This window comes from Blastococcus sp. SYSU DS0973, from assembly GCF_054051055.1.
The window spans coordinates 402,350-423,916 of record NZ_JBJHAN010000001.1 but is presented as its reverse complement, the minus strand read 5'-3'; the positions used below and the strand labels follow the sequence as shown (position 1 = coordinate 423,916).

The 21,567-nt window shown below is 72.8% G+C and carries 17 protein-coding genes and 1 pseudogene; 10 read left to right on the top strand and 8 right to left on the bottom strand.

Going from position 1 to position 21,567, the window contains the following annotated elements; genetic code table 11:
• Positions 1-16: 16 nt before the first annotated feature.
• Positions 17-1,051, top strand: coding sequence for an LLM class flavin-dependent oxidoreductase (locus ACI791_RS02080; RefSeq protein WP_456584508.1), 1,035 nt, complete (start codon positions 17-19; stop codon positions 1,049-1,051).
• A gap of 129 nt (positions 1,052-1,180) precedes the next feature.
• Here the strand turns inward: ACI791_RS02080 and nadC are convergent, their stop codons facing one another.
• The 3 genes from nadC to nadA are packed head-to-tail and all read right to left on the bottom strand — an operon-like array spanning position 1,181 to position 4,790.
• Entirely contained in the window at positions 1,181-2,077 is an 897-nt protein-coding gene (gene nadC, locus ACI791_RS02075) for a carboxylating nicotinate-nucleotide diphosphorylase (RefSeq protein ID WP_456584507.1), read from the bottom strand.
• Positions 2,074-3,780 carry an L-aspartate oxidase gene (locus ACI791_RS02070; RefSeq protein WP_456584506.1) on the bottom strand — a complete coding sequence of 569 codons (1,707 nt, stop codon included), beginning with the start codon at positions 3,778-3,780 and terminating at the stop codon, positions 2,074-2,076. The genes nadC and ACI791_RS02070 overlap by 4 nt, the downstream gene beginning before the upstream one ends.
• The gene (nadA, locus tag ACI791_RS02065; RefSeq protein ID WP_456584505.1) at positions 3,777-4,790 is read right to left on the bottom strand and encodes a quinolinate synthase NadA; all 1,014 of its coding nucleotides are present in this window, start codon (positions 4,788-4,790) and stop codon (positions 3,777-3,779) included. Before nadA ends, ACI791_RS02070 begins: the two co-directional genes overlap by 4 nt.
• Before the next feature lie 72 nt (positions 4,791-4,862).
• On the opposite strand from nadA, the gene ACI791_RS02060 reads away from it, so the two are divergent.
• Complete coding sequence (locus ACI791_RS02060; RefSeq protein WP_456584504.1) at positions 4,863-5,573, top strand: NUDIX hydrolase; 711 nt, start codon at positions 4,863-4,865, stop codon at positions 5,571-5,573.
• A gap of 366 nt (positions 5,574-5,939) precedes the next feature.
• A complete protein-coding gene (locus ACI791_RS02055) occupies positions 5,940-6,731 on the top strand; it encodes a hypothetical protein (RefSeq protein WP_456584503.1) in 792 nt (263 codons plus the stop codon).
• Between the two features lie 563 nt (positions 6,732-7,294).
• Here the strand turns inward: ACI791_RS02055 and ACI791_RS02050 are convergent.
• From ACI791_RS02050 to ACI791_RS02040, 3 genes are all read right to left on the bottom strand, one after another.
• On the bottom strand, positions 7,295-7,984 hold the full coding sequence (locus tag ACI791_RS02050) for a LuxR family transcriptional regulator (protein ID WP_347059915.1): 690 nt from the start codon (positions 7,982-7,984) through the stop codon (positions 7,295-7,297).
• Entirely contained in the window at positions 7,977-8,612 is a 636-nt protein-coding gene (locus ACI791_RS02045; RefSeq protein ID WP_347059916.1) for a hypothetical protein, read from the bottom strand. Before ACI791_RS02045 ends, ACI791_RS02050 begins: the two co-directional genes overlap by 8 nt.
• A 197-nt stretch (positions 8,613-8,809) precedes the next feature.
• Positions 8,810-9,019, bottom strand: coding sequence for a helix-turn-helix transcriptional regulator (locus ACI791_RS02040; RefSeq protein WP_347059917.1), 210 nt, complete (start codon positions 9,017-9,019; stop codon positions 8,810-8,812).
• A 1,061-nt stretch (positions 9,020-10,080) separates the two neighbouring features.
• Here ACI791_RS02040 and ACI791_RS02035 point away from each other — a divergent pair.
• From ACI791_RS02035 to ACI791_RS02020, 4 genes are all read left to right on the top strand, one after another.
• Positions 10,081-11,202, top strand: a complete 1,122-nt coding sequence (locus tag ACI791_RS02035) for an ArdC-like ssDNA-binding domain-containing protein (protein ID WP_347059918.1) — start codon at positions 10,081-10,083, stop codon at positions 11,200-11,202.
• A 16-nt stretch (positions 11,203-11,218) separates the two neighbouring features.
• Positions 11,219-12,898 (top strand): ParB/RepB/Spo0J family partition protein, encoded by a 1,680-nt coding sequence (locus tag ACI791_RS02030; RefSeq protein WP_347059919.1) that lies wholly within the window; start codon positions 11,219-11,221, stop codon positions 12,896-12,898.
• Between the two features lie 270 nt (positions 12,899-13,168).
• Positions 13,169-13,366 carry a hypothetical protein gene (locus ACI791_RS02025; RefSeq protein ID WP_347059921.1) on the top strand — a complete coding sequence of 66 codons (198 nt, stop codon included), beginning with the start codon at positions 13,169-13,171 and terminating at the stop codon, positions 13,364-13,366.
• A 389-nt stretch (positions 13,367-13,755) separates the two neighbouring features.
• Entirely contained in the window at positions 13,756-13,914 is a 159-nt protein-coding gene (locus ACI791_RS02020) for a hypothetical protein (RefSeq protein WP_347059923.1), read from the top strand.
• A 255-nt stretch (positions 13,915-14,169) separates the two neighbouring features.
• Here the strand turns inward: ACI791_RS02020 and ACI791_RS02015 are convergent, their stop codons facing one another.
• Together ACI791_RS02015 and ACI791_RS02010 are read right to left on the bottom strand one after the other, a co-directional pair.
• Complete coding sequence (locus tag ACI791_RS02015) at positions 14,170-15,357, bottom strand: chymotrypsin family serine protease (protein ID WP_347059924.1); 1,188 nt, start codon at positions 15,355-15,357, stop codon at positions 14,170-14,172.
• A gap of 382 nt (positions 15,358-15,739) precedes the next feature.
• Positions 15,740-16,053, bottom strand: a pseudogene (locus ACI791_RS02010) (hypothetical protein); the annotation flags it as partial.
• A gap of 330 nt (positions 16,054-16,383) precedes the next feature.
• Between ACI791_RS02010 and ACI791_RS02005 the strand changes: the two are divergent.
• The 3 genes from ACI791_RS02005 to ACI791_RS01995 all read left to right on the top strand — a co-directional run bounded on the left by ACI791_RS02005 (position 16,384) and on the right by ACI791_RS01995 (position 21,329).
• On the top strand, positions 16,384-16,806 hold the full coding sequence (locus ACI791_RS02005; RefSeq protein WP_456569822.1) for an ABC transporter permease: 423 nt from the start codon (positions 16,384-16,386) through the stop codon (positions 16,804-16,806).
• Between the two features lie 434 nt (positions 16,807-17,240).
• Positions 17,241-20,900, top strand: a complete 3,660-nt coding sequence (mobF, locus tag ACI791_RS02000; protein ID WP_347059927.1) for a MobF family relaxase — start codon at positions 17,241-17,243, stop codon at positions 20,898-20,900.
• Between the two features lie 219 nt (positions 20,901-21,119).
• Entirely contained in the window at positions 21,120-21,329 is a 210-nt protein-coding gene (locus ACI791_RS01995; protein WP_347059929.1) for a helix-turn-helix transcriptional regulator, read from the top strand.
• Positions 21,330-21,567: the final 238 nt, after the last annotated feature.

Here is a 21,567-nt window from a genome sequence, read left to right as displayed (position 1 = left end):
ACGAGAAGGAGCAGTCGTGGAGAAGCGGATCGGGTTCCTGTCCTTCGGGCACTGGCAGCCCATTCCCGGGTCACAGGTGCGCACCGGGCGGGACGCCCTCGTGCAGACCGTGGAGCTCGCGATGGCCGCCGAGGAGCTCGGGCTCGACGGCGCCTACGTGCGGGTGCACCACTTCGCGCGGCAGCTCGCCTCGCCGTTCCCGTTGCTGGCGGCGATGGCGGCGCGCACCAGCCGGATCGAGCTGGGTACCGGCGTCATCGACATGCGCTACGAGAACCCGCTGTACATGGCCGAGGAGGCCGCGGCGACCGACCTGCTGGCCGACGGCCGGCTGCAGCTCGGCGTCAGCCGGGGATCACCGGAAACTGCGCTGCGCGGCTCGGAGGCGTTCGGCTACGTGCCGGGCGAGGGCAGCAGCGACGCCGACCTGGCGCGGCAGAAAACCGCGCTGTTCCTGGCCGCGGTCTCCGGGCAGCCGATGGTCGACGCCGACCCGCGGATGACCGGCGGCGCGACGGGGAAGCTCGCGATCCAGCCGCAGTCGCCGGGGCTGGCCGACCGGATCTGGTGGGGCTCGGGCACCCGCGCGACCGCCGAGTGGACGGCGCAGCAGGGGCTGAACCTGATGAGCTCGACGCTGCTGGTGGAGGACACGGGCGTTCCCTTCGACGAGCTGCAGGCCGAGCAGATCACCCGCTACCGCGCCGCCTGGGCCGCGGCCGGGTGGGAGCGCGAGCCGCGCGTCTCGGTGAGCCGCAGCGTGCTGCCGATCGTCAGCGACCTGGATCGGCAGTACTTCGGCGGTGGCCGGGACGGCGAGGACCAGGTCGGCATCCTCGAGGGCGTGCGGGCCCGCTTCGGCAAGAGCTACACCGGCGAGCCGGACGTGCTCGCCGAGGAGCTGGCCAAGGACGCCGCCGTCCGGGAGGCCGACAGCCTGCTGCTGACCGTGCCCAACATGCTGGGCGTCGAGTACAACGCCTCCCTGCTGCAGACGATCGTCGAGCACGTGGCGCCGGCGATCGGCTGGGTCCACCCCCAGCGGCGGTAGCCGGGCCCGCGCCGGCGCGCCCCGCTCTGCGGGTGTTCCTCGGGCTTCGGCGGTTCTGCAGGGCCCTCGATGCGCGAGGAACGCCCGCAGAGCGCAGTCGCCGGCGCCTGGCTGCTGCGGCGGGGCTGCTCAGCCGCGCAGGTCGAAGCCCAGGTCGAGCACGGGGGCGCTGTGGGTGAGCGCCCCGACCGCCAGGTAGTCGACGCCGGTCGCCGCCACCTCGGTGGCCCGTTCCAGCGAGAGCCCGCCGCTGGCCTCCAGCCGCACGGAGGTCCCGCGCACCAGCGCCACCGCCGCCCGCGTGTCGGCGAGGCCGAAGTTGTCCAGCAGCACCAGCTGCACCCCCGCGGCGATCGCCTCGCGCACCTGGTCGAGGGTGTCGCACTCGACCTCCAGCGGGACGGCGGGGGAGTGGGCGCGCACCGCCTCGACGGCCGCGGTGATCCCGCCCGCCGCGGCGACGTGGTTGTCCTTGACCAGCGCTGCGTCGCCGAGCGCCATGCGGTGGTTTACCCCGCCTCCGCAGCGGACGGCGTACTTCTCCAGCGCCCGCAGGCCCGGGGTGGTCTTGCGGGTGTCGCGGATCGCCGCGCCCGTACCCGAGACCGCGTCCACCCAGCGCCGGGTGAGCGTGGCGATGCCGGAGAGCCGGCCGACCAGGTTCAGGGCCGTCCGTTCGGCCGTGAGCAGCGCGCGGGTGGGTCCGGTGACGCCGAGAACCGGAGAGTTCGTGCGGGCCGCCATCCCGTCGGCCGCGTGCAGCACCACCTCGACGTCGGTGCCGCCGACGATGTCGAACACCGCGGCCGCCACCGGGATGCCGGCCAGCACGCCGGCCGACCGCGGCACGACCTCACCGGTGGCGCCCGCGTGGTCGGGCACGGTGGCCACGGTGGTGACGTCGGGGCCCAGCGCCAGGTCCTCCTCCAGCGCCCCCCGGATCACCCGCTCCACGGCTTCGGGGTCGAGTCCGCCGTCGCGCAGGACGTCGGCGAGCTCCGCGCGCAGCGGGAACCACTCGGTCATGCCACTCCCTGGGTCCGGTCGGTGCCGGGCACGCCGAGCGGCACGGCGCGGGTGTGCACGCGGCCGGCGCCGTCGAGGCGGTGCGCGAGCCGCACCTGCCACTCGGGCCGGGTGCCGGGGGCGTCCGCGCGCCGGTGGCAGCCGCGGCTCTCCGGGCGCGCGAGCGCGGCGGTGGCCAGCAGGGTCGCGACGGAGTGCACGGCAGTGGCCTCGACGGCGGCGAGGTCCAGCGGGCGGTCGGCAGGAAGGCGTGGGGCGCCGGCCAGGCTGCCGATCAGCTCGGTCAGCCCGGCCGCCGTACGCAGGACGCCGGCGTGCCGGCTGGTGGCCGCCCCGATCGCCGGCCGCACCGAGGGATCGACGGCTCCCGCGGCGAAGGGCCCGCCGGCGGCCGGCTCGGGAGGCGCACCCGGTGGCAGCCCGGCGTCCAGGAGGGCGGCGCAGCGGCGGGCGGCGACCAGCCCCTCGGTGATCGAGTTGGACGCCAGCCGGTTGGCCCCGTGGACGCCGGTGCAGGCGACCTCCCCGACGGCGTGGAGCCCGGGGACGCCCGTGCGGCCGTCCAGGTCGGCCAGCACCCCGCCGCAGGTGTAGTGCGCGCCGGGCGTCACGGGCACCGGCGCGGTGGTCATGTCGAACCCGGCATCCCGGCAACTGCGCACGATGCCGGGGAAGCGGTGCTCCAGGAAGTCCGCACCGAGCCCGGTGGCGTCCAGGAAGACGCACTCCTCGCCGGTGGTCGCCAGGTGCGCGGCGATCGTGGCCGAGACGACGTCGCGCGGCGCGAGGTCGGCCAGCGGGTGCGCTCGGGGCATCAGGCGCCGTCCGGCGCCGTCGACGAGGACGGCGCCCTCGCCGCGCACCGCCTCGCTGATCAGCACCTGCTGGCCCGCTGCGCCCGGCCCCTGCCAGAGCACGGTCGGGTGGAACTGGACCAGCTCCACGTCGGCGACCTCCGCCCCCGCGCGCAGGGCGAGGGCGAGCCCGTCGCCGGTCGCGCCGGCCGGGCTGGTGGCCGCGGCGTAGGCCTGCCCGTACCCGCCGGTGGCCAGGACGACGGCGTGCGCACGCAGGTCGCCGGCGTCGGTCAGGGCGCCGTCGGCGGCGACGCGGGCGATCCGCAGCCCGACCACCGCGCCGTCGTCGCTGCGGAGGGCGTCCAGCGCGAGGGTGTGCTCGTGCACCTCGACCCCGGCGTCGCCCAGCGCCTGGACCAGGGTGCGGGTGACCTCCGCGCCGCTGGCGTCCCCGCCGGCGTGCACGATCCGGTTGCGGCTGTGCCCGCCCTCGCGGGTGAGCGCCGGGCGGCCCCGGGGGTCGAGGTCGAGCCGGGCGCCGAGGTCCTGCAGCAGCCGGACGGCGGCCGGCGCCTCGGCGACGAGCGCGGCCACGGCGTCGGGATCGCAGAGCCCGGCGCCGGCGGCGAGGGTGTCCTGCAGGTGCAGCGCGGCGTCGTCGTCGGTACCGAGGACGGCGGCCAGGCCACCCTGCGCCCAGCGGGTGCTGCCGTCGCCCAACGCCCCCTTGGTGACGACGGCGACCCGGCGCCCCGCACCGGCCAGCGCCAGCGCCGTCATCAGCCCGGCGGCGCCGCTGCCGACCACGACCACGTCCGTGCTGCGGCTCCACCCGGCCGCGGGCAGCGGCAGCGCCGGGACGACGGCGGGGGCGACCGGCGCGGAGCGGCGGGGCCCCACGGTCACTCGCCGACCAGCGACGGCGTGCCGAGGGCGATCATCGCCTCGACGGCCGAGCGGGCGCGGGCAGCGACGTCTGGATCGACGATGACCTCGTCGCGGCCCTCGCGGAGCGCGCGGAGCAGCTTCTCCGGCGTCGACATCTTCATGTAGGGGCACTCGGCGCGCGGGTTGACCGCCTCGAACGCGGCGGCCGGGTTGGCCTGGCGGAGCTGGTGCAGCATGCCGATCTCGGTGGCGACCAGCACCCGCGTGGCCGTCGTCCGCCTCGCCTGGTCCAGCATCGCGCCGGTGGAGAGCACGTGCACGCGGTCCTCGGGCAGCTCGCCCTGGCCGACCATCCACAGCGCGCTGGTCGCGCAGCCACACTCGGGGTGCACGAGCACCTCGGCGTCGGGGGCGTCCTCGATGCTCTGCCGCAGGTCGGTGGGGGAGATGCCGGCGTGCACGTGGCACTCACCCATCCAGATGCGCATGTTCGTCCGGCCGGTGACCCGCTGGACGTGCGCGCCGAGGAACTGGTCGGGGAGGAAGAGGACCTCGCGGTCGGCGGGGATCGACTCGACCACCTCGACGGCGTTGGACGAGGTGCAGCAGATGTCGGTCTCGGCCTTCACCTCGGCGGTGGTGTTGACGTAGGAGACGACGGCGGCGCCGGGGTGCTCGGCCTTCCACGCGCGCAGCTGCTCGGCGGTGACGGTGTCGGCCAGCGAGCAGCCGGCGGCGGCGTCCGGCACCAGGACGGTCTTCTCCGGGGCGAGGATCTTCGCCGTCTCGGCCATGAAGTGGACGCCGGCGAAGACGATGGTGCTCGCCGTGCTGGCCGCGGCGATGCGGGAGAGGGCGAGGGAGTCGCCCACGTGGTCGGCGACGTCCTGGATGTGCGCGGCCTGGTAGTTGTGCGCCAGGACGACGGCGTCGCGCTCGGCGGCCAGGTGCCGCACCTCGTCGCGCCAGTCCTGCCACTGCCCGGGCGTCCACTGGGCGGGGGTGCGGGCGGGCAGGGTTGCGGTCACCAGGACCTCCGGAGGAGTTGGGTTTCGTACTTTGAGGCGGAAACCTCTGCCGCGAAACCTAGCATGAGGTCCGTGACATCCGTGTGGTCCTCGCCGGAGCGGCCGGCCTACCCGCACCAGGCGCTGGCCGTGGTGCTGCAGGTCCGCGCGGGCCGGCTGCACGGGATGCTCTGGCAGCGGGCCAAGGATCCGTTCGCGGGAGCCTGGGCGCTGCCCGGCGGTCCGCTGCTGCCGGAGGAGACCCTCGGCGCGTCGGTCGGTCGGCAGCTCGCGTCGAAGGTGGAGGTCGCCCAGCTGGCGCACCTCGAGCAGCTGGAGACGCGCAGCGACCCCCACCGCGATCCGCGCAGCCGCACGGTGGCCACCGCCTACCTCGGGCTGATCCCCGGCGACCTGGATCCCGTGCTGCCCGACGACACGGCGTGGCACCCGGTGGACGCGCTGCCCCGGACCGCCTTCGACCACGGCTCGATCGTGGAGTCGGCCCTGGAGCGGCTGCGGGCCAAGCTGTCGTACACCAACATCGGCTTCGCCCTGGCGCCGCCGGCGTTCTCCGTCGCCGAGCTGCGCGAGATCTACGTGGCCGCCCTCGGCTACGAGGTCACCGCGACGAACCTGCAGCGCGTGCTCCTGCGTCGGGGCGTCCTGGAGGCGACGGGGGAGACGGCGGCGTCCGGGCGGGCAGGTGGCCGGCCGGCGGCGCTCTACCGGTTCGTGACGCCGCGCATGGAGGTCACCGACCCGTTCGCCGTCCTCAGGCCGCCGTCGTCCCGCGGGCGCTGAGCGCCGCCATGCGGTGGGCATTCGACGGGACGATCGGGATGCCGTTCACGACCACGGGCGCTCGCAGCTTCACGGGGCGGGAGCGGGCCGTGCCGGGCGTGTGGCGCCGCGACTGATCGCCGCTGCGAGTGCGCGGTACACCGCCCACCGGCAGCGACCGGCGGGCACGACTCAGCGCCAGGGTGCTGACCCTCTGTCGCGCTGCGGGTGCGGGCACGGCCGGACACGCCTCCCTTCCATCTGACCGAACGGGTGCCGGAGCCGGGACACCCCGTGCATGCACGTCGGGGCTCGACACTCACCGGATCGCCGCGGCAACGGGAGAGACGGATGGCAGCGGAAGGTTCGGGTGCCCCTCGCTCGAAGGTGGGGAAGGGGCTGGCCGCCCTCGGGAGCACGCTCGCGGCCGTCATAGGCGCGCTCTGGCTCGCTCTCTTGAACAGTGAGGATTTCCGCGACTACGTCTGCCCGAAGGTGCAGTCCGTCCCCGGGCACGGTGTCGTCTGCGACCGCACCTATGACCCCATCAGCGACCGCGAGGCGGGCGAGTTCTTCGTCCGCTACTACGGCTCCGCCACCGCCGCCAATGCGTCGGACGCATGGAACCTTCTGTCACCCGAGTGGCGCGGTTCGGACTCGTTCCCCGGCGGAAGGACGGAGTACCAGGCGTCGCTGCAGCCGGTCCTCTGGACGGAGGTGACGGGGCCTCCGGAGCGGACGAACGATCACCCGGCCGAGTTCACGGTGCAGATCCGGCGGTTCCTCCTGGACGGGGACGTGACTCCGTACCGGGTGCTGGCTCGCCTGGGCAGGGACGAGGCCGGCTCGATCCGGATGGAGTGGGAAGACATCGAGACGCGAACTGCTGGGGGATTCCGCGGGACGTACACGTGGGCCTATCTTCCGCGGGCGGTCGACCTGCGGAGGTTCCCCCGCAGTGACGCCGACATCACCTCCCCGGCGAAGGACCAGCTGCCGGCGGGCGGCCGGCTCAGGGCGCTGTGCGAGTTGGACGTACCAGCCACCGGCTCGGCTGCTCGTCCGGACGGCGGCTGGTGGACGCGCACGAACCAGGGGTGGGTCTCCAACGAAGACCTCGAGGTGTCGGGACGCAGGCTCGGCATCACCACCTGCAGTGACTACATCCTTGGCTTCTGACGCCCACGCCGCCCGGTCCGCGGCGACCGTGCCGGACGGCGAGCAGGACGACGAGGCGGCCGCCCCGCCGGTCCGAACCCGCGGGCACCCAGCGCGCCCGGCAGGGATCGAACCTGCGACCAAGTGCTTAGAAGCTGTAGGGGCCCCAGCGCTGTGCGGCAAGGCATCTTTGCAGGTCGTTGACCGGCAGCTTTCAGCGTGCCGGGCACAATTATCCGGCCACTGGATCCGGACAACCGAGGTTTCCTCGCGGCCCAGAATGACCACGCTGAAGGCGGCGGGTCAAGAGGCGCTCTCGGAGGCCAAGCCAGCCACGCTCCTACCCCCGGTGGGGGTCCCTCCCCGGGTGCTCCACGACGAAGGTGGTCCCGTCGGGGCACTGGGCCTGGAGGAACCAGCCTTGGGCGCCGCCGCAGCTATAGTCGGTGCGGGCCGGTGGGCTGGCTGGCCCTGGACGGCGACCTCCTCAACCGATCCCCGCGGTCCCGTCGGCCAGGTCCCGAAGCTGCTCGGCCGAACGGCGCGGTTCCCTGGCGCCTCGCCGCTCGGGGCGGTCGCGCGGGTCAGTAGAGGTAGCGGTCGATGCCGGAGCCGTGCGCCCAGATGTGGTTCATGCGGTCGGCGGTGCGGGCGTGGGCGGCTTCCTCGGCGTCAGTGAGCACGCAGTCGGTGCCGAGCGGGGTGGTCCGCAGCCGGGTGATGAGCAGTCGGGTGTCGTCGGTGGGGGCGAGGTCGAGCAGGCCGGCCAGCCGTGCAAGGAGCGAGACCAGCTCGGTGCGGTCTGTCCGGCGGTAGCCGCTGCCGAGCTGCTCGGCGAAGGTGCTGACCAGGTCGGCGATCTCGGGGTTCAGCGCCGAATTCCCGAGTGCCGCGGCGGTTGCAGAGAGGACGTTGATGTCGGCGGTGGGGAGGGTGAGCGCGGTGAGCGGCGCGTGCTCGTGGCGGCCCTCCGGGGCGAGCAGCCGGCCGCGCCAGGGTTCTCGGGACTGGGTGGGCGCGAGTGCGCTGAGCAGGCGCTGCACGGCGGCGAGGGCGACCCGGCCGGCGAACGGCGGCGGCAGCCGCAGCGGCTCCGTGCCGGCGCTCGGGTCCTGCCGGTCGTCGTCCTCCCACGTGCCCAGACACAGCAGGATCTCCTCCAGGGCGCGCAGCGGCGCCAGCGGCTCGCCGTCGAGGTCGACGACGAGCACGGTGCGCTGCCCTGGCGGGGTTTCCTCGCTCGGTCCGGGGTGACCGGTCGGCTGCTCAGTCACGGACGGACCACCGCTCGGTGGCCGACCGGCCGGTCATGCCGGTGACCCGGCCGATGTCGGCCCACGAGGCTCCGGCGGCGAGTGCGGCGCGCACCGCCTCGTCCAGCGCCCGGGCTGCGGCGGCCTGCCGGGCGGCGGTCGCCTCGACGTCCTCGAGGGCTTGCCATCCGGCGATGTGCCGGAGCCAGTCCTGCCGCACCCGGTTCTCGTCGGCGGCTTCCAGATCGGCCCACGGGCCGGTGACGGCCAGCCGCTGCGCCGCAGGGTCGGCCAGCTCCGGTGGTACGCGGGTCCAGGGGGTGCCGCGCCAGCCGCAGGTGCAGCCGGCGACCCAGCCGACGACCGCGGCATCGGGGAGCCAGTCCTCGGCCTGCTCGGTCACCTCCAGGCCAACCTCGCCGCTGGTGGGGGGGTGCACGATCCCGTCGCCGCGTAGAAGCGTGCCGTCGGACCAGATGCCCTCGGCGGTGGAGCCGTCGCGGTAGGTCAGCCGTACCCGGTCGCCGTCGCACGGTTCGTCGCCGGGCCGGCGGGCGATCAGTACCCCGCGGGCGCTGCTGGAGCCGGCGCCTTGCGCGCCGTCGGCGAACAAGGGCACCACCCAGCCTTCGTGCTCCTGGTCGTCCACGACCGGTCCTATCCATCCCATCGCTCCTCCTCTCGGTGATGTGAGCGTCGCCGTTCCGGCGCCTGCAGTGGCCTGTCCTGTTCGGTTCTGTGGACGGCCGTCGTTGTCCACAGCCGGGGGGCCACCAGGCCGCACCGTGCGCCCGCAGTCCGATGCGGCCCCGTGTCCGGTCCAGCCGCTCTCCGCCAGGCGCGGGGCTATCGGCGCGGGGCCTGGTCGGCTTGTGCGTCGATCCAGCAGCGCAAATCGGCGCGGCGGTAGAGGACGCGCCGGCCGAGTCGGAAGCTGTTCGGGCCGGTGCCGAGGTGTCGCCAGTAGCGGAGGGTGGCGACTGGGGCGCGGAGCACGTCCGCGGCCTCGGTGATGGTGAGCAGTTCGGGCTCGTGGTCGTCGGTGGGGTCGGGCATGGCTGGCTCCCGGAGGCGGTCGGTGGTGGGCGGTGGTCTCACCACAGAAGGCGCCATTTCGGGCCCGGTGGTGACACCTCACAGCCAGCCTTGACCGGATGTCTCCGGTTGTTCTCCTGTAGCGGCCGTTCCTGGCACGTCACCTGCCAGCGATGGAGCCCCTGCATCTGCCGGCGCCGGGGGGCCGCCGGGACAGCCGGTGGACGGCCCCCGGTCCTGCGGCTGGGTTATGTCCCGTCCCGATCAGGGGGTCTCCCGGGACCACCTCCAGTTTCGGCCGGTGCCCGGTTGTCCGCCGCGGCGCTGTCCCTGGCCGAGCTGCTCCGCCCCGCGCTTGTGAGGCACGTTCTCCGGTAGGCCGACGACAGTCGGGGGACCCGTGTTCGCACAGGGACTGGAGGACCACTGGAGGTTCGCGGCTGACCTGGGGTTCCTCCAGTTGTCCTCCTGTTGTCCTCCAGTCAGCCGGTGCAGGCGCGGGCATCGGGGGGCTCGGGTGCAATTGGTCCCGGTGGACGACGGCTCCTGTCCACGACATCCGGACCGACGCCCTCGGGCGGGCGCTGGCCTGGCCACGGTCGACACATGGCGCACGACACCGCACCTCGAGCATGGCGAGACGGCGGAGCCCGTGATCGGTCCGCCAGCGGCTGGTGCCGCGTGTCGGGTGACCAGGGGTCCCTGACCGGTGAGCGCGTCAAATGCAACGTCGCGCCGCGGTCGCTGGGGGAGGGCAGGAGCGCCCTTCGGGCCACGCTGCGCGTGGCGCCGGCTGCGCCGTCGTCAAGGTCCGCCTGCGGCGGGCTGTGCTTGCTGGTCCCCCGACCCGTCCGGCAGCTCAGCGTAGGGGCCTCTCGCGCCGTCTCCTCCCGACCGGACCAAGATCCTTCCGCCCTTCGGGCGCTGCGCTGCGGAAGCAGTCTTGGTCCGGTCGTCCCCCGCCGTCGCTCCCGGCCCCTGAGCAGAGCTCTGTGCCGGACGGGCCGGGGGAATGGGTGGCAGGACACCTACTCCGTAGTCCCTCCCGTACCGGTGTCGGCTCCAGTTCCGGGAGGGTCCAGATGACCAGCACCAGCAGCACAACCAGCAGCGCGGCAAGCGGCACGAGCAGCAGTCGCACCGGCAGGGGAAGCCGGAGTCGGCGACCGCAGCTGAGTCCGGCGCAGCGGGAGGCAGCCGACGCCGCGCGGGCGGCGAAGATCGCCGCCCTGCACGACCAGATCGGCGAGCGCGTCGAGCAGCTGGCCGCCGATCCGCAGTGGCGGGCGATGCTCGATGCCGCCGCCAAGTTCCACACCTACAGCCTGGGCAACCAGCTGCTAATCGAGCTGCAGGCCGCGCGGCTCGGCTTCAGCCCCACCCGCGTGGCCGGGTTCACCACCTGGAAGGCTCTGGGCCGCAGCGTGGTCAAGGGATCCACCGGACTCGCCGTCCTGGCCCCCTGCACCTACACGCCCAAGGACACCCGAGCCGACACCGGGACCGGGCAGGACACCCGTGGGGCCGCCGCCACGACGGCGGCGGGGACGGCGGGGGAGCCGGCCGGTGGGGACGCCGACCTGTCGGCCCGGGGGCGGGTGCTGCGCGGGTTCCGGGTCGCGCACGTCTTCGACGTCTCCCAGACCGAGGGCGACCCGCTGCCCGACATCGCGCCCGAGCTGCTGACCGGTGACGCCCCCGCCGCCCTGTGGGTAGCGCTGGCCGCGCAGGTCGCCGCGCACGGCTACACGCTGAGCCGCGAGGACTGCGGGCAGGCCAACGGCCTCACTGACCCGGCCACCCGCACCGTCCGGGTCCGCCCGGACGTCGCCGACGCGCAGGCGGTCAAGACCCTCGCCCACGAACTGGCGCATATCGAGTGCGGGCACACCGCCGATGGCTATGACTACCGGGGCTGCCGCGGGCGGGCGGAGGCCGAGGCCGAGTCGGTCGCCTACATCGTCACCGCCTGGGCCGGGCTGGACGCCGGCGCCTACACCGTCCCCTACGTCGCCGCCTGGGCGGCCGGGGACGTCGACGTCGTCCGCGCCGCCGCGGCCACGGTGACCGCTGCCGCCCGCCGCATCCTCGACCACCTCGATGGCGCCGAGGGCGCCGAGGACACGCCGGGGGATGGGGAAACCGCCCCGCCTGACGGACCGGTCGCGCAGCCCGGGGGCGCCCGCGTCCTCGCCACTGCCTGACCGGGGAGAGCGCGACATGCCCGCCACCAGCACCCCCGCCGACAGCACCCCCACCGAGAGCACCGCCACCCCGCAGAGCATCGAAGGAGAACCAGCCATGACCACCGCCACGACAGTTGCCGCTCTGACCACCGGCCGGGAGGACACGCCCGACGAGCCGTCCGCGACCGAAAACGCCCGACGTGCCGGGATCGAGCAGCGCGAGACCGAGCACGTCGACCTGGCCGGCGCCGGCAGCGCAGGCGGCGGGACAGCCGACGACGGCGGGCAGGCACACCGGCTGGTGTGGCTGGACCCCCGGGAGCTGGCCGTGCACCCCCGCAACATCCGCGACGACCTCGGCGACCTGTCCGGGCTGGCCGACTCCATCGCCGCCCAGGGCGTGCTGGAGGCCCTCACCGTGATCCCGCACGCCGCCGCCGACGGGACGCCGGGCCATCAGCTTGTGGCTGGGCACCGCCGGGCTGCCGCCGCGGTCCTCGCCGGCCTCACCACGGTGCCGTGCGTGCTGCGCCCCGACCTTGCCCTCGACCGTGACGCCACCGACGGCGACCGGGCCGCCCAGGCCGGGCACGTGGGCGCGATGATGGCCGAGAACCTGCACCGCCGGGGCCTGTCCGCGGTGGAGGAAGCCCGCGGCGTGCAGGCAATGCTCGACCTCGGCGTGCCGCTGACCAGGGTCGCCAAGTCCACCGGGTTGGGCCGGCTGGACGGCGACACCGCCGCCGCGGTCGCCGCTGCCGGACTGACCCTGGACCAGGCCGCCGCCGTCGCCGTCTACGCCGGCGACCCCGACACCACCGCCGCCCTGATCGCGTCAGCGGGGGAGGGACCCGGGCAGTTCGCCCACGCACTGACCCGCGCCAAGCAGGCGAAGCAGGAAGCGGAGCAGGCAGCCGCCCTACTGGCCGAGCTGACCGCCGCCGGGCGCACCGTCCTGGACGAGGACACCGGCCGCGCCGCCACCCGGGTGGCCAACCTCGAGCACGACGGCTCGCCGCTGACCGCCGACGGCCACGCCGGCTGCCCCGGCTCCGCGGTCTACGTCTGCACCACCGGCTGGCAGGGACCGCAGCCGGTCGAGGTGTGCACCGACCCGGCCGGCAACGGCCACCGCGCCCGCTGGACGGCCACCGCCCTGCCCACCAACGCAGCAGCCGAGGAACCCAGCGAGGCCGAACGGGAGGCCGCCTCGGCCGAGCGGCGGACCACCATCGAGAACAACAAGGCGATGGCGGCGGCGGACGAGACCCGCCGGGAGTGGATCAAGGGCCTGCTGCAGCGCAAGACCCCACCCAAGGGCCCGCTGCGGTTCGCCGTCGAAACCATGGCCGCCGACCCCCGGGCACTGTCCCGGTGGCTGTCCGGGCGACCCAACCGGGCCCAGGACTCCGCCGCCGCCGACCTCGGCATCGACGCCCCCGGCCAGTGGTGGGCCACCCCGGACAAGCCCGCGCTCACGCTGACCAGCGGCGAACACGTGCCCGACGCCCGGCTCCCCGTGGCGCTGCTGGCCCACATCGCCGGCGCCATCGAGTCCGGCCTGCACCGCCAGTCCTGGCGCAACCCCGGCGCCGGTGACGCCCGCTGGCTGCGGTTCCTGGCCTCCTGCGGCTACACACTCGCCGACATCGAACAACAGATCATCGACGCCGCCGACCAACCCACCGCCGACCCCGCACCCGGCGCCAGCTGACCGTCGTCCGGCTGCCCCCGCACGCCCCGCGGGGGCGGCCACGCCGAGGCGGGGGCCGGTTTCATGTGGCCAGCCGGCGGCGGGGGGCGCGCGAGGCCCCGCCGCTGGCGCGTCGAGACCAACCGTCAGCAAGCTGCCGGCGGGCCTGCCGGCCCGACGCGCTCACCCACCCCGCGACCGCTGCCCGACACCCGCGCCGACGGCCGCGCCTGTCAGACCCCATCGGCACACTCACCCCCGACCCCCGCTGGCCGGGAGAGGGAGAACCCAGTGATCTTCGAACTCAGAGCCGCCGACCTCGACCCGGTCGGCGTGGAGAACGCCCTGCTGCGCGCCGCCCTCGGCGACTACTCCGACGAGGCCGCGATCCTCCTGCTGATCACCTCCGGCCACTGGCTGCCGCAGCTGCAGCACGCCGGGCTGATCACCATCGAAGGGGTTTCAGGCTGTCGCGGCGTACAACGATGACCTGCCCCCTGGATGGGCTTACATCACCATGTTCGTCACCGGCGGCGCTCGGGCAGAGGCACCGGAAAGGCACTCATGATCGCGACCACGAGGAACTGCAATCAATCGCCGGCTGCTGATGCTGCGTGCTGTCGTTCGCGTTAGTCCGCAGGCACGGGAGGAGCTGTACCAACCTCTATTGGCACACCCGTCTCCCGGGATAGGCGCGTTTCTAGCTCCTCGACCGTGCCGTCCAATTCGTCGGCAGCAACTTCCACGCGAATGCTGGAACCGTCGGCGCGCGGGATCGCCGCCCGCACCGCGGACTCGGTAGCAAGCAGCCGGCGTGCCGTTTCGCGGAGGATCTTCGGCGAGTACGTCGTGCTAACCACTTCGATGACCACTCCAGGGTGATCCTGGACTACCTCGTCAAGGACGCCAGCTGGCGCCTCGCCATGCCAGTAGAGCCTCAGCTTCTCGGTATCCTTGAGGAGCTCGATCGCGGAGAACTGGCGTCGATCGCCGAGTGCGTTCGTTATGGCGTGGGCCGCACTCGACAAGTCATCTGAGGTAGCCGTCCCTGGCTCACCAAATGCGGCTACTTTGATTTCTTCAGACGGAGTAGCCGGAGGTTGGGCAGAATTCTGTTGGGTGGCGCAGGCTGCTGATGACATCACTCCTGCGAGGATGAGCGCTACGGTGAATCGCGCTGTGCGTGTCCGCATGTGTTGACAGTACTCCCTTGGAGACGGGGGGAGGGGTGAGCCCGGCTACTCTGGGCCAGCTCACCCCTCCCTGTCTTGGATCCCTGTCTTGGGAACAGCCTACTGTTCGATAACGCTCCAACCGAGTTGGTTGGTGATGGAGATGACGGACGTGGCGTAGACGGTGGGGCTGCACTTCCGTCCATTCTCGGCCGTGCTGCCCGGAACTCCAAGGCATTCAGCAGGGGAGTTCATGGGGATCGCCGAGATAATTCCCACGGCGTATCGCTTGTAACTTCCCGAGTAGGTATCGTAGGTCACCTCGTAGCCGGGCCCGCCACTGTCGCCGTTGCCCGCCGCCGGGGTGCCGCTTTTTTGCTGAGTCATGAATCCTGTGATGTTGGACAGCTTGCCGTTGTCGAGCTTGTAGAGCACACCCGTTTCGGTCACGACATTTCCGCAGACGAGTCCCGAGTAAGATCCGCTGTAGCAGAGCTCTTGGTTCTTGTAGGCGTTACGGCCGCCGTTGATCTTCGTGTAGTTTGTTGTGTCATAGGCCCCGATCCACATGTACGGCTGGGAGAAGCCGCTATCGATGATGGCGCCGTCATGATCCCAATCGAATGCAACGGTCTTGCCCCAGAGGTACGTGTTGGCGCCCGAGACGACCCAGTCATTACCCAATTCGCTCGTCCCGCAGTGAGCTGCAAACATCATGCCTTGCTTGGCGGGGTCTAATTGGCTCCTGACTGCGAAGCCGGAGGTGCATCCGGATGCGCGACCGTCACCGAGTGGATGATAGATGCGGGCTCCGCCAAGGTGGTAGCTGTAGTCGTACTGGCGAGTGCTTGCAGCCACAGGGGCTTGCGTGTCGACGGTAGTCGGGAAGCCCGTCGCGGCCTGTAGTGCAGCTTGGCTCGGGCGATTCGCGAGCGGGACCGTCGGATCAAGTGACACAGCCAAGCCGGAGCCGTCGTACCGTGCGTGCGCGGATTCGACATTGGGATTCGACGCGAGCAGCCGACGAGCAGCTTCTCGCAGCAGTCCCGGCTTGAACCGGGTCTCACGGAATTCCGTGGAGACATCCGGCTTGGTGCTGATCATGCCGAGCACCGCGGCTGATGGCTTGCCGTGCCAGTAGACGATGACCTTGTCTCGCTGCAACGTGACTTCTACTGCGGCGAACTGGGGATCGTCGACGAACCTGCCTGAGAGTTCGCTGGCGAGCGCTCCCATGTTCTCCGGGACGGGTGGCAAGGTCAGTGCGGACTTGTCGATGGCACTACCTTGCGGGTCGACTCTCTCCATCTCCGCCGTTCCAGGCGCGGGGAGCGGCAGAGGTGAGGCGAGTGCTGGTCCTCCCAGGGATATCGCGAGTCCGAGGCTTGTCAGCGACGCAAGGAGGAGTCGTGTACCTGGCCGGCGCGAGCGCGTCCGGCGATGGTAGGGGGCGCAGGTAGATGAACGGTGACTCATCACTCTCCTCTGGGCTGGACGCCTTTGCGTGGCGTGATGGCACCCTTACAGTCCGTATCGACGAGCGCAAGACCCTTGGCGCCGAGACCGGAGTCGGGGTGCGGCGCTGAGACGAGGCCGCGTGCGGCCGCCGAGCTCCACGTGCAACGGACGTGACATGCGACCGTCGTCGCCGCGGAAGAAGGCCAAGACCGGTCCCGCTGGGGACGCGTCGCTAGATGACCGATTCCATGGGTTTGTCGTCTGATGCGATCAGTGATCCTGGGGTTGTGCGCCGATGTGATGGTTGCCAAATGACGGCGGTCGGCGCCAGGACGCGTTGCAGGACGCGGACCCACACACCGGTCGGGGGCCGTCGGGATGTGCCCGCCGGGATGTTCGAGGTCGAGCTGGCCTTCGAGGGTGTCGTTGATCGACTCGATCACCAGCCGCAGCGGCTTGAACAGGCGCGCTCCGGGCGGAGGAGTCTCCCCGGCGCGGGCCCGGCCGCAGCAGCGTGATGCCATGGTCGCCCAGCGTGGTCTCGAACAGCGCCGAGACCGTCCGCCGTGGACCGTGCTGGGCGACCTCGGCGCGGCTGCAACCCTCACCAGCGGCCGCCTGCCCGGACCCGGCGAAGCCATCGTCGCCGAATCGGCCGCTGGACTGCTGGGCCTCGACGGACCCGCCGGCTACGTCGCCTGGGGCGCACAGGAGGCCGCGGTGGTCGGCACATTCACCGCACGCGAGCCATTCGGTCAGCTGGACAACGGCGTGCTCATCGGCTCCCCCGCAGGGGCACTGGCACCGGCCTCGACCATGTACGTCGTCATCGGGAACCCCGATGACGTCGGCACCACTCAGGCACAGGTCCTCCAATTGGTCGACGCCCCCTCACCCACGGACCTGCAGGTCCAGCCCCCCGCGGAGCTGGCGGAACTGCAGAGCCAGGTCAGAGAGGACGTCGGAGCATTCGGGCGATCGCTGCTACTGCTCGTACTGGCCGCCGGAGCCGCGCTGACCGGGATCGTCGTCCTCTCCGACGTTCTCCTCCGGCGCACCGACCTCGGCCGACGACGCGCCCTGGGAGCCACCCGCTCGACGCTCATCGCGCTGGTCACCCTGCGCACCACCATCGCCAGCACTGCTGGTTCCATCCTTGGCGCGGTGCTTGGAGTGTTGCTCGCCATCTGGACCGGGAGCCTCGCGCTTTGGTCATTGGTTGTAGGGGCCTTAGTGCTGGCCGTACTGACCGCCACCCACAGCAGCTCTCGCCCCGGCCGCCGTAGCCGCCATGCGTGACCCGGTGCGCGTCCTCCGTACGCCGTAGCCCCTTGGACACCGGGCTAGCCCGTCGGCTCGCTCTTGCGCAACGCCATTTGCGTGAGGACCGACCTCTCGGTCTGATGACGCGTTCGCTATCGCTTCGCTTTACCTCTTCAGACATGAAGCGCTTGCCCCATCTCTAAGGTCGCAGTTTGACGGGTTAGGCCGACCAAGTCCCCGAGACCATCAATGGGCTGCCACAAAGAACCCATGAGCCGACCGCCGCGCTGACCCTGTTCTCGCAACATCCAACGCTTACCGATAGCACCCAACCCCCTCACCAAATAACGTGAATAACGGCACGCATGCTACCTTCGGAGGTAGGTCGGGCCCCGCTTCGCGGGGCCCATCGGCGTTTCTAGGGGTGACTTGTTGGTCATTGTCGGGTGGCGTTGAGAATGCATGGCGGGATGAAGGTCTACGCCGGTGCGCCGGCGGCTGCCCGGCAGTATGTGGAGGCCGACCGGGGCCGGGCGGATGACTACTACCTGACCGAGGGCGCCGGTGTGGCCCGCCGGTTCGGCGTCGCCGAGGGGCGGGTGACCGAGCTGGCGCCGCTGACCGGTGACGCCTACGAGACGTGGGTGGCCGGCCGTGAACCGGGCACCGGGGAGCCGCGGGGTCAGCTGCGTGGCGACGGGCATGCGGTGCGGTTCGTCGAGGTGGTGGTCAACGGCCCGAAGACGTGGTCGCTGGCGGCCGCGCTGCATCCGGACATCGCGACGGCGTATGACGCGGCGCAGGCCCGGGCGGCCGAGCAGATCATCGGTTGGCTCGGGCGGCACGCCACCACCCGGGTTGGTCCGCGCGGCGGGCAGGTGCAGGTGCCGGTCGAGGTGGCCGAGGCGGTGACGGTGGCGCACTACACGTCGCGGGCCGGGGATCCGCACCGCCATCTGCACCTGCAGATCAACGCCCGGGTGTTCGCGGCCGGGAAATGGCGCGGCCTGCACACCGTCGGCGTCCGCGATTCCCTCGCCGCGATCAACGGTATTGGGCACGCCGCGGTTGCCTGCGACCCGCAATTCCGCGCCGCGCTCGCCGCGCACGGGTATGCATTGGATGCCGGTGGGGAGATTCGGCAGCTTGTGGATTTCGTGGGCGCCTTCAGTGCGCGAACGGCGCAGATCGCCCGGAACATCGACACCTACGAACGGGAATGGGCCGCGGCGCATCCCGGCGAATCCCCCGGCCCGGCGTTGCGCCGCTCCTGGGACGCGAGAGCGTGGGCAGCGGGCCGCCCGGACAAGGTGCTGCCCCAGCCGGGGGAGGACCTCACCGCACGGTGGCGGGACGAGCTGGCCGCGCTGGGCTACCGCGATCGGAATGCTCCTGTCGGCCTGACCCCCACCCCGGTCGGCGGCCTGGACCGGGAGCAGGTGGCCGACCGGGTGTTGGACCGGCTGGGCGCCGCCCGCTCGGCGTGGAACGCCGCCGACGTGCGCGGGGAGGTAGAGCAGCTGCTCGCCGCCGCCGGCATCGTCACCGATCCGGCGGTGCGCATCGAGCTCGCCGAAGACGTCACCGCCCGTGCGATGGGCCGGTGTGTGCCCCTGCTGGACCGCCACAGCCCTGCCGAGGGGGTGCCCGAGCACATTCGGGCCTGGACCTCAGGACCGGTGCTCGCCGTCGAGGCGGATCTGTCCGCGCACCTCGCCTCCCGCGCCACCGATCGCCCGGCCGGCGTCCCTGGCCCCGGCCTGACACAGCCGGTCGACCTCGCAGCCGGTGGCACGCGGCTGGATGCCGGGCAGGCCGCGGCGGTCGCCGCGCTCGCCGGCCCGCGGCGACTGGTGGTGATCGAGGGCGCGGCCGGCGCCGGCAAGACCACTACCCTGGCCGCCACCAGGACCCAGCTCGCCGAGCAGGGTCGCCGGCTGGTGGTGGTGACCCCGACGTTGAAGGCGGCCAAGGTCGTCGCCGCGGAGGTCGGTGCGGTCGCCGGGTCGGCGGCCCGGCTGGCCTTCGAGTACGGCTGGCGCTGGAACGGCGACGGCGCGTGGACCCGCCTCGCCCTCGGCCACCCCGACCCGGTCACCGGCCGTACCTATGCCGGACCGGCCGACGGGGCGCGGCTGCGGGCCGGTGACCTGCTCGTCGTGGACGAGGCGGGCATGCTGGACCAGGACACCGCCAGGGCCCTCCTGACGATCGCGGACGAGTGCGGGGTGCGCGTCGCCCTGCTCGGTGACCGGCATCAGCTGCCGGCGGTCGGTCGCGGTGGCGTCCTGGACCTCGCCGCGGCCCAGGTCGACCCGGCCGAGCACCTGACACTGGTCGGGGTGCACCGCTTCATCCGCACCGACGCCACCGGCCGCACGACACCGGATACCGACTACGCCGAGCTGACCCTGGCGATGCGCGCCGGTGAGAACCCCGGGATGGTGTTCGACGCGCTGTTTGCCCGCGGGCAGATCCGGCTGCACCCCGACGCGCAGGCGCTGCGGGAGGCGCTCGCCGCCGGCGCGGCCATCTCCAACGCCGTTGACGAGCCGGTGGCGCTGGTGGTCGACACACGTGAGCAGGCCGCCGCCCTCAATGCCGTCATCCGGGACCGACTGGTCACCGAGGGCCGAGTCGACGACCGGCGCGTGGTCGTCACCGGGGCCGGGGAGCGGATCGGCATCGGCGACCGGATCGCCACCCGCCGCAACGACCGCGACCTGCAGGTCGCCAACCGCGACGTGTGGACGGTCACCGGCGTCGACCGGAACGGCGGGCTGCGCGTCACCCCCGACGGCACACCACATGTCACCCCCGCCGGGGGCGAGGAGGCCTCCGTCATCCCCACCGTCACCCCGGCCGGGACAGGGTCGCGGGTGCTGCCCGTCGACTACGTCACCGCGCACGTCGAGCTCGCCTATGCGACCACCGCGCACGGCGCCCAGGGGGACACCGTCACCGCCGCGCACCTGGCGATCGGGGAGCACACCGGCGCGGCGTCGGCCTACGTCGGGATGACCCGCGGTCGCCAGACCAACACCGCCCACCTGGTGGCCGCGGACGTCGAGTCGGCGCGGGAGCAGTGGCTCACGGTCTTCGTCCGAGACCGCGCCGACCTCGGTCCCGCCCACGCCGCCCGGGCCGCGGCCGCCGAGGCCGCGCGCTACGCCCGGTCGCGGCCGCTGGCCGAGGCCCTCGCTGAGCTGCACGCCGCGTGGACCGACCAGCAGCGCTGCCTGGACCTGCTCGCCCGCCAACAGTGGCAGCACCGGATCCTCGCCCAGGCCGTCGCACGGCAGGCCGACGACACCCGACGGCTCACCGCCCTGGAGACGAACTGCCGGCAGGCCGCGGTCGACGCCGCCGCTGCCCGCCAGGCCGCCGAGACCAGCCGCGCCCTAATCACCGCTGACACCGCCAGCATCCGGCAGGCGCTGCTGGACCGCTGGGACGCCGAGCGGGAGGCAGCCCGGCAGGCCGCCCGGGTGGTCCTCGGCGGCCCGGGTCGGCTCGGGCTCCGTCGGTCCGCTGTGGCGCGCGCCGACGAACAGCTCACCGGCTGGTACACCACGTGGGCACCGCACCTGCCGGGCCTCCCCGCCGACAACGCCCGGCTGACCCGGGCCGCCGCCGGCCCCGACGACCGTCCCGCGATGCGGGCGGCGCTGGACGCCTCCGCCCGCCGCACCGCCGAAGCCGCCCACCCCGAGAACCGCGAGCTGACCGCGGCCGCCGACACCGCACTGCGGGCCCACCAGGCCGCAGAGCGAGAGCTGGCCCGGGCCCGCCGCGACCACGACGCCGACTACGGCTCACCGGGCAAGCGCGACTACGCGCGGCAGTTGGCCGACGCCGAGCGTGCTCTCGCCGCCGCCCGCCAGCAGGTCACCGATGTCCGGGCGCGCATCGCCACCCTGCAAGCCGACCCGGCGATCCTCGCCCAGCCGCCCGAGCTTCTCAGGCAGGAGAGCAACACCTGGCGCGCCCGCCGCGACGCCGCCCAACGGGCAACCCGGACCACCCCTCGACCGACGGTCGCGTCCGACCAGGCCGTCCGTCGCCCGTACCCGGAGGACCTTCGCGACCTCACCTCACACCGCGCGCCCGACCGGGGCATCGGGCGCTGAACGGCTTTCTCCCTGCGCACCGCCTCACCCTCAGGGCATCCAAGGGGCTCTCTCGCCGGGTTGGCCGAGGAGCCCGACGGGCCCCGTGCCGTGCCGGAGGAAAACAGAAGGAAAACCGGAGGTTCTCCACAGACTCTTCCACGGCGTGTCAGCAAACGGTCCGAAACGGCGCCTTCTGTCGATGTACGGCCAGGCACACCGACCCGCTCTGGAGCCGCCATGCCCGACCAGCCCGCCGAAAACCAGCCCGCGCTGCTCACCATCACCGAAGCCGCCGAACTGCTCCGCGCCCCCGTCGCCACCCTCCGCTACTGGAGGCATCACAACACCGGCCCCCGCAGCTTCCGCCTCGGCCGCCGCGTCCTCTACCGCCGACACGACCTGCGTGCCTGGATCGACGCGAGAGCAGGGCAGACCCGTGGGCGCTGAAGAGTCCCGTTCACAGGAACAGCGCGGAGGTCACGTGGGAGACCTCGGTGCGGCTGGCCGGAGAGAACGGGACGTGCAGGCCGCGTCCTCCCCGGCCCGGCGGGCGCTGCGGGCCCGCATGGCAGCCCACCACCTGCACGCCGGGATTCCGGACGCCGCGGCGCACACAGCTCCTGCCCGCGCTGCCTTCCTGGCTCGGTTCGAGCGCGAGGTGGACCCGGACGGGACTCTGGATCCC

What these genes read in the sequence shown, in the direction of transcription:
- ACI791_RS01995 (WP_347059929.1), top strand. Translation starts at nt 21,120, where the DNA reads ATGCCCGACCAGCCCGCCGAAAACCAGCCCGCGCTGCTCACCATCACC.
- ACI791_RS02015 (WP_347059924.1), bottom strand. Translation starts at nt 15,357, where the DNA reads ATGGAGAGAGTCGACCCGCAAGGTAGTGCCATCGACAAGTCCGCACTG.
- nadC (WP_456584507.1), bottom strand. Translation starts at nt 2,077, where the DNA reads ATGACCGAGTGGTTCCCGCTGCGCGCGGAGCTCGCCGACGTCCTGCGC.
- mobF (WP_347059927.1), top strand. Translation starts at nt 17,241, where the DNA reads ATGAAGGTCTACGCCGGTGCGCCGGCGGCTGCCCGGCAGTATGTGGAG.
- ACI791_RS02040 (WP_347059917.1), bottom strand. Translation starts at nt 9,019, where the DNA reads ATGCCCGACCCCACCGACGACCACGAGCCCGAACTGCTCACCATCACC.
- ACI791_RS02035 (WP_347059918.1), top strand. Translation starts at nt 10,081, where the DNA reads ATGACCAGCACCAGCAGCACAACCAGCAGCGCGGCAAGCGGCACGAGC.
- ACI791_RS02030 (WP_347059919.1), top strand. Translation starts at nt 11,219, where the DNA reads ATGCCCGCCACCAGCACCCCCGCCGACAGCACCCCCACCGAGAGCACC.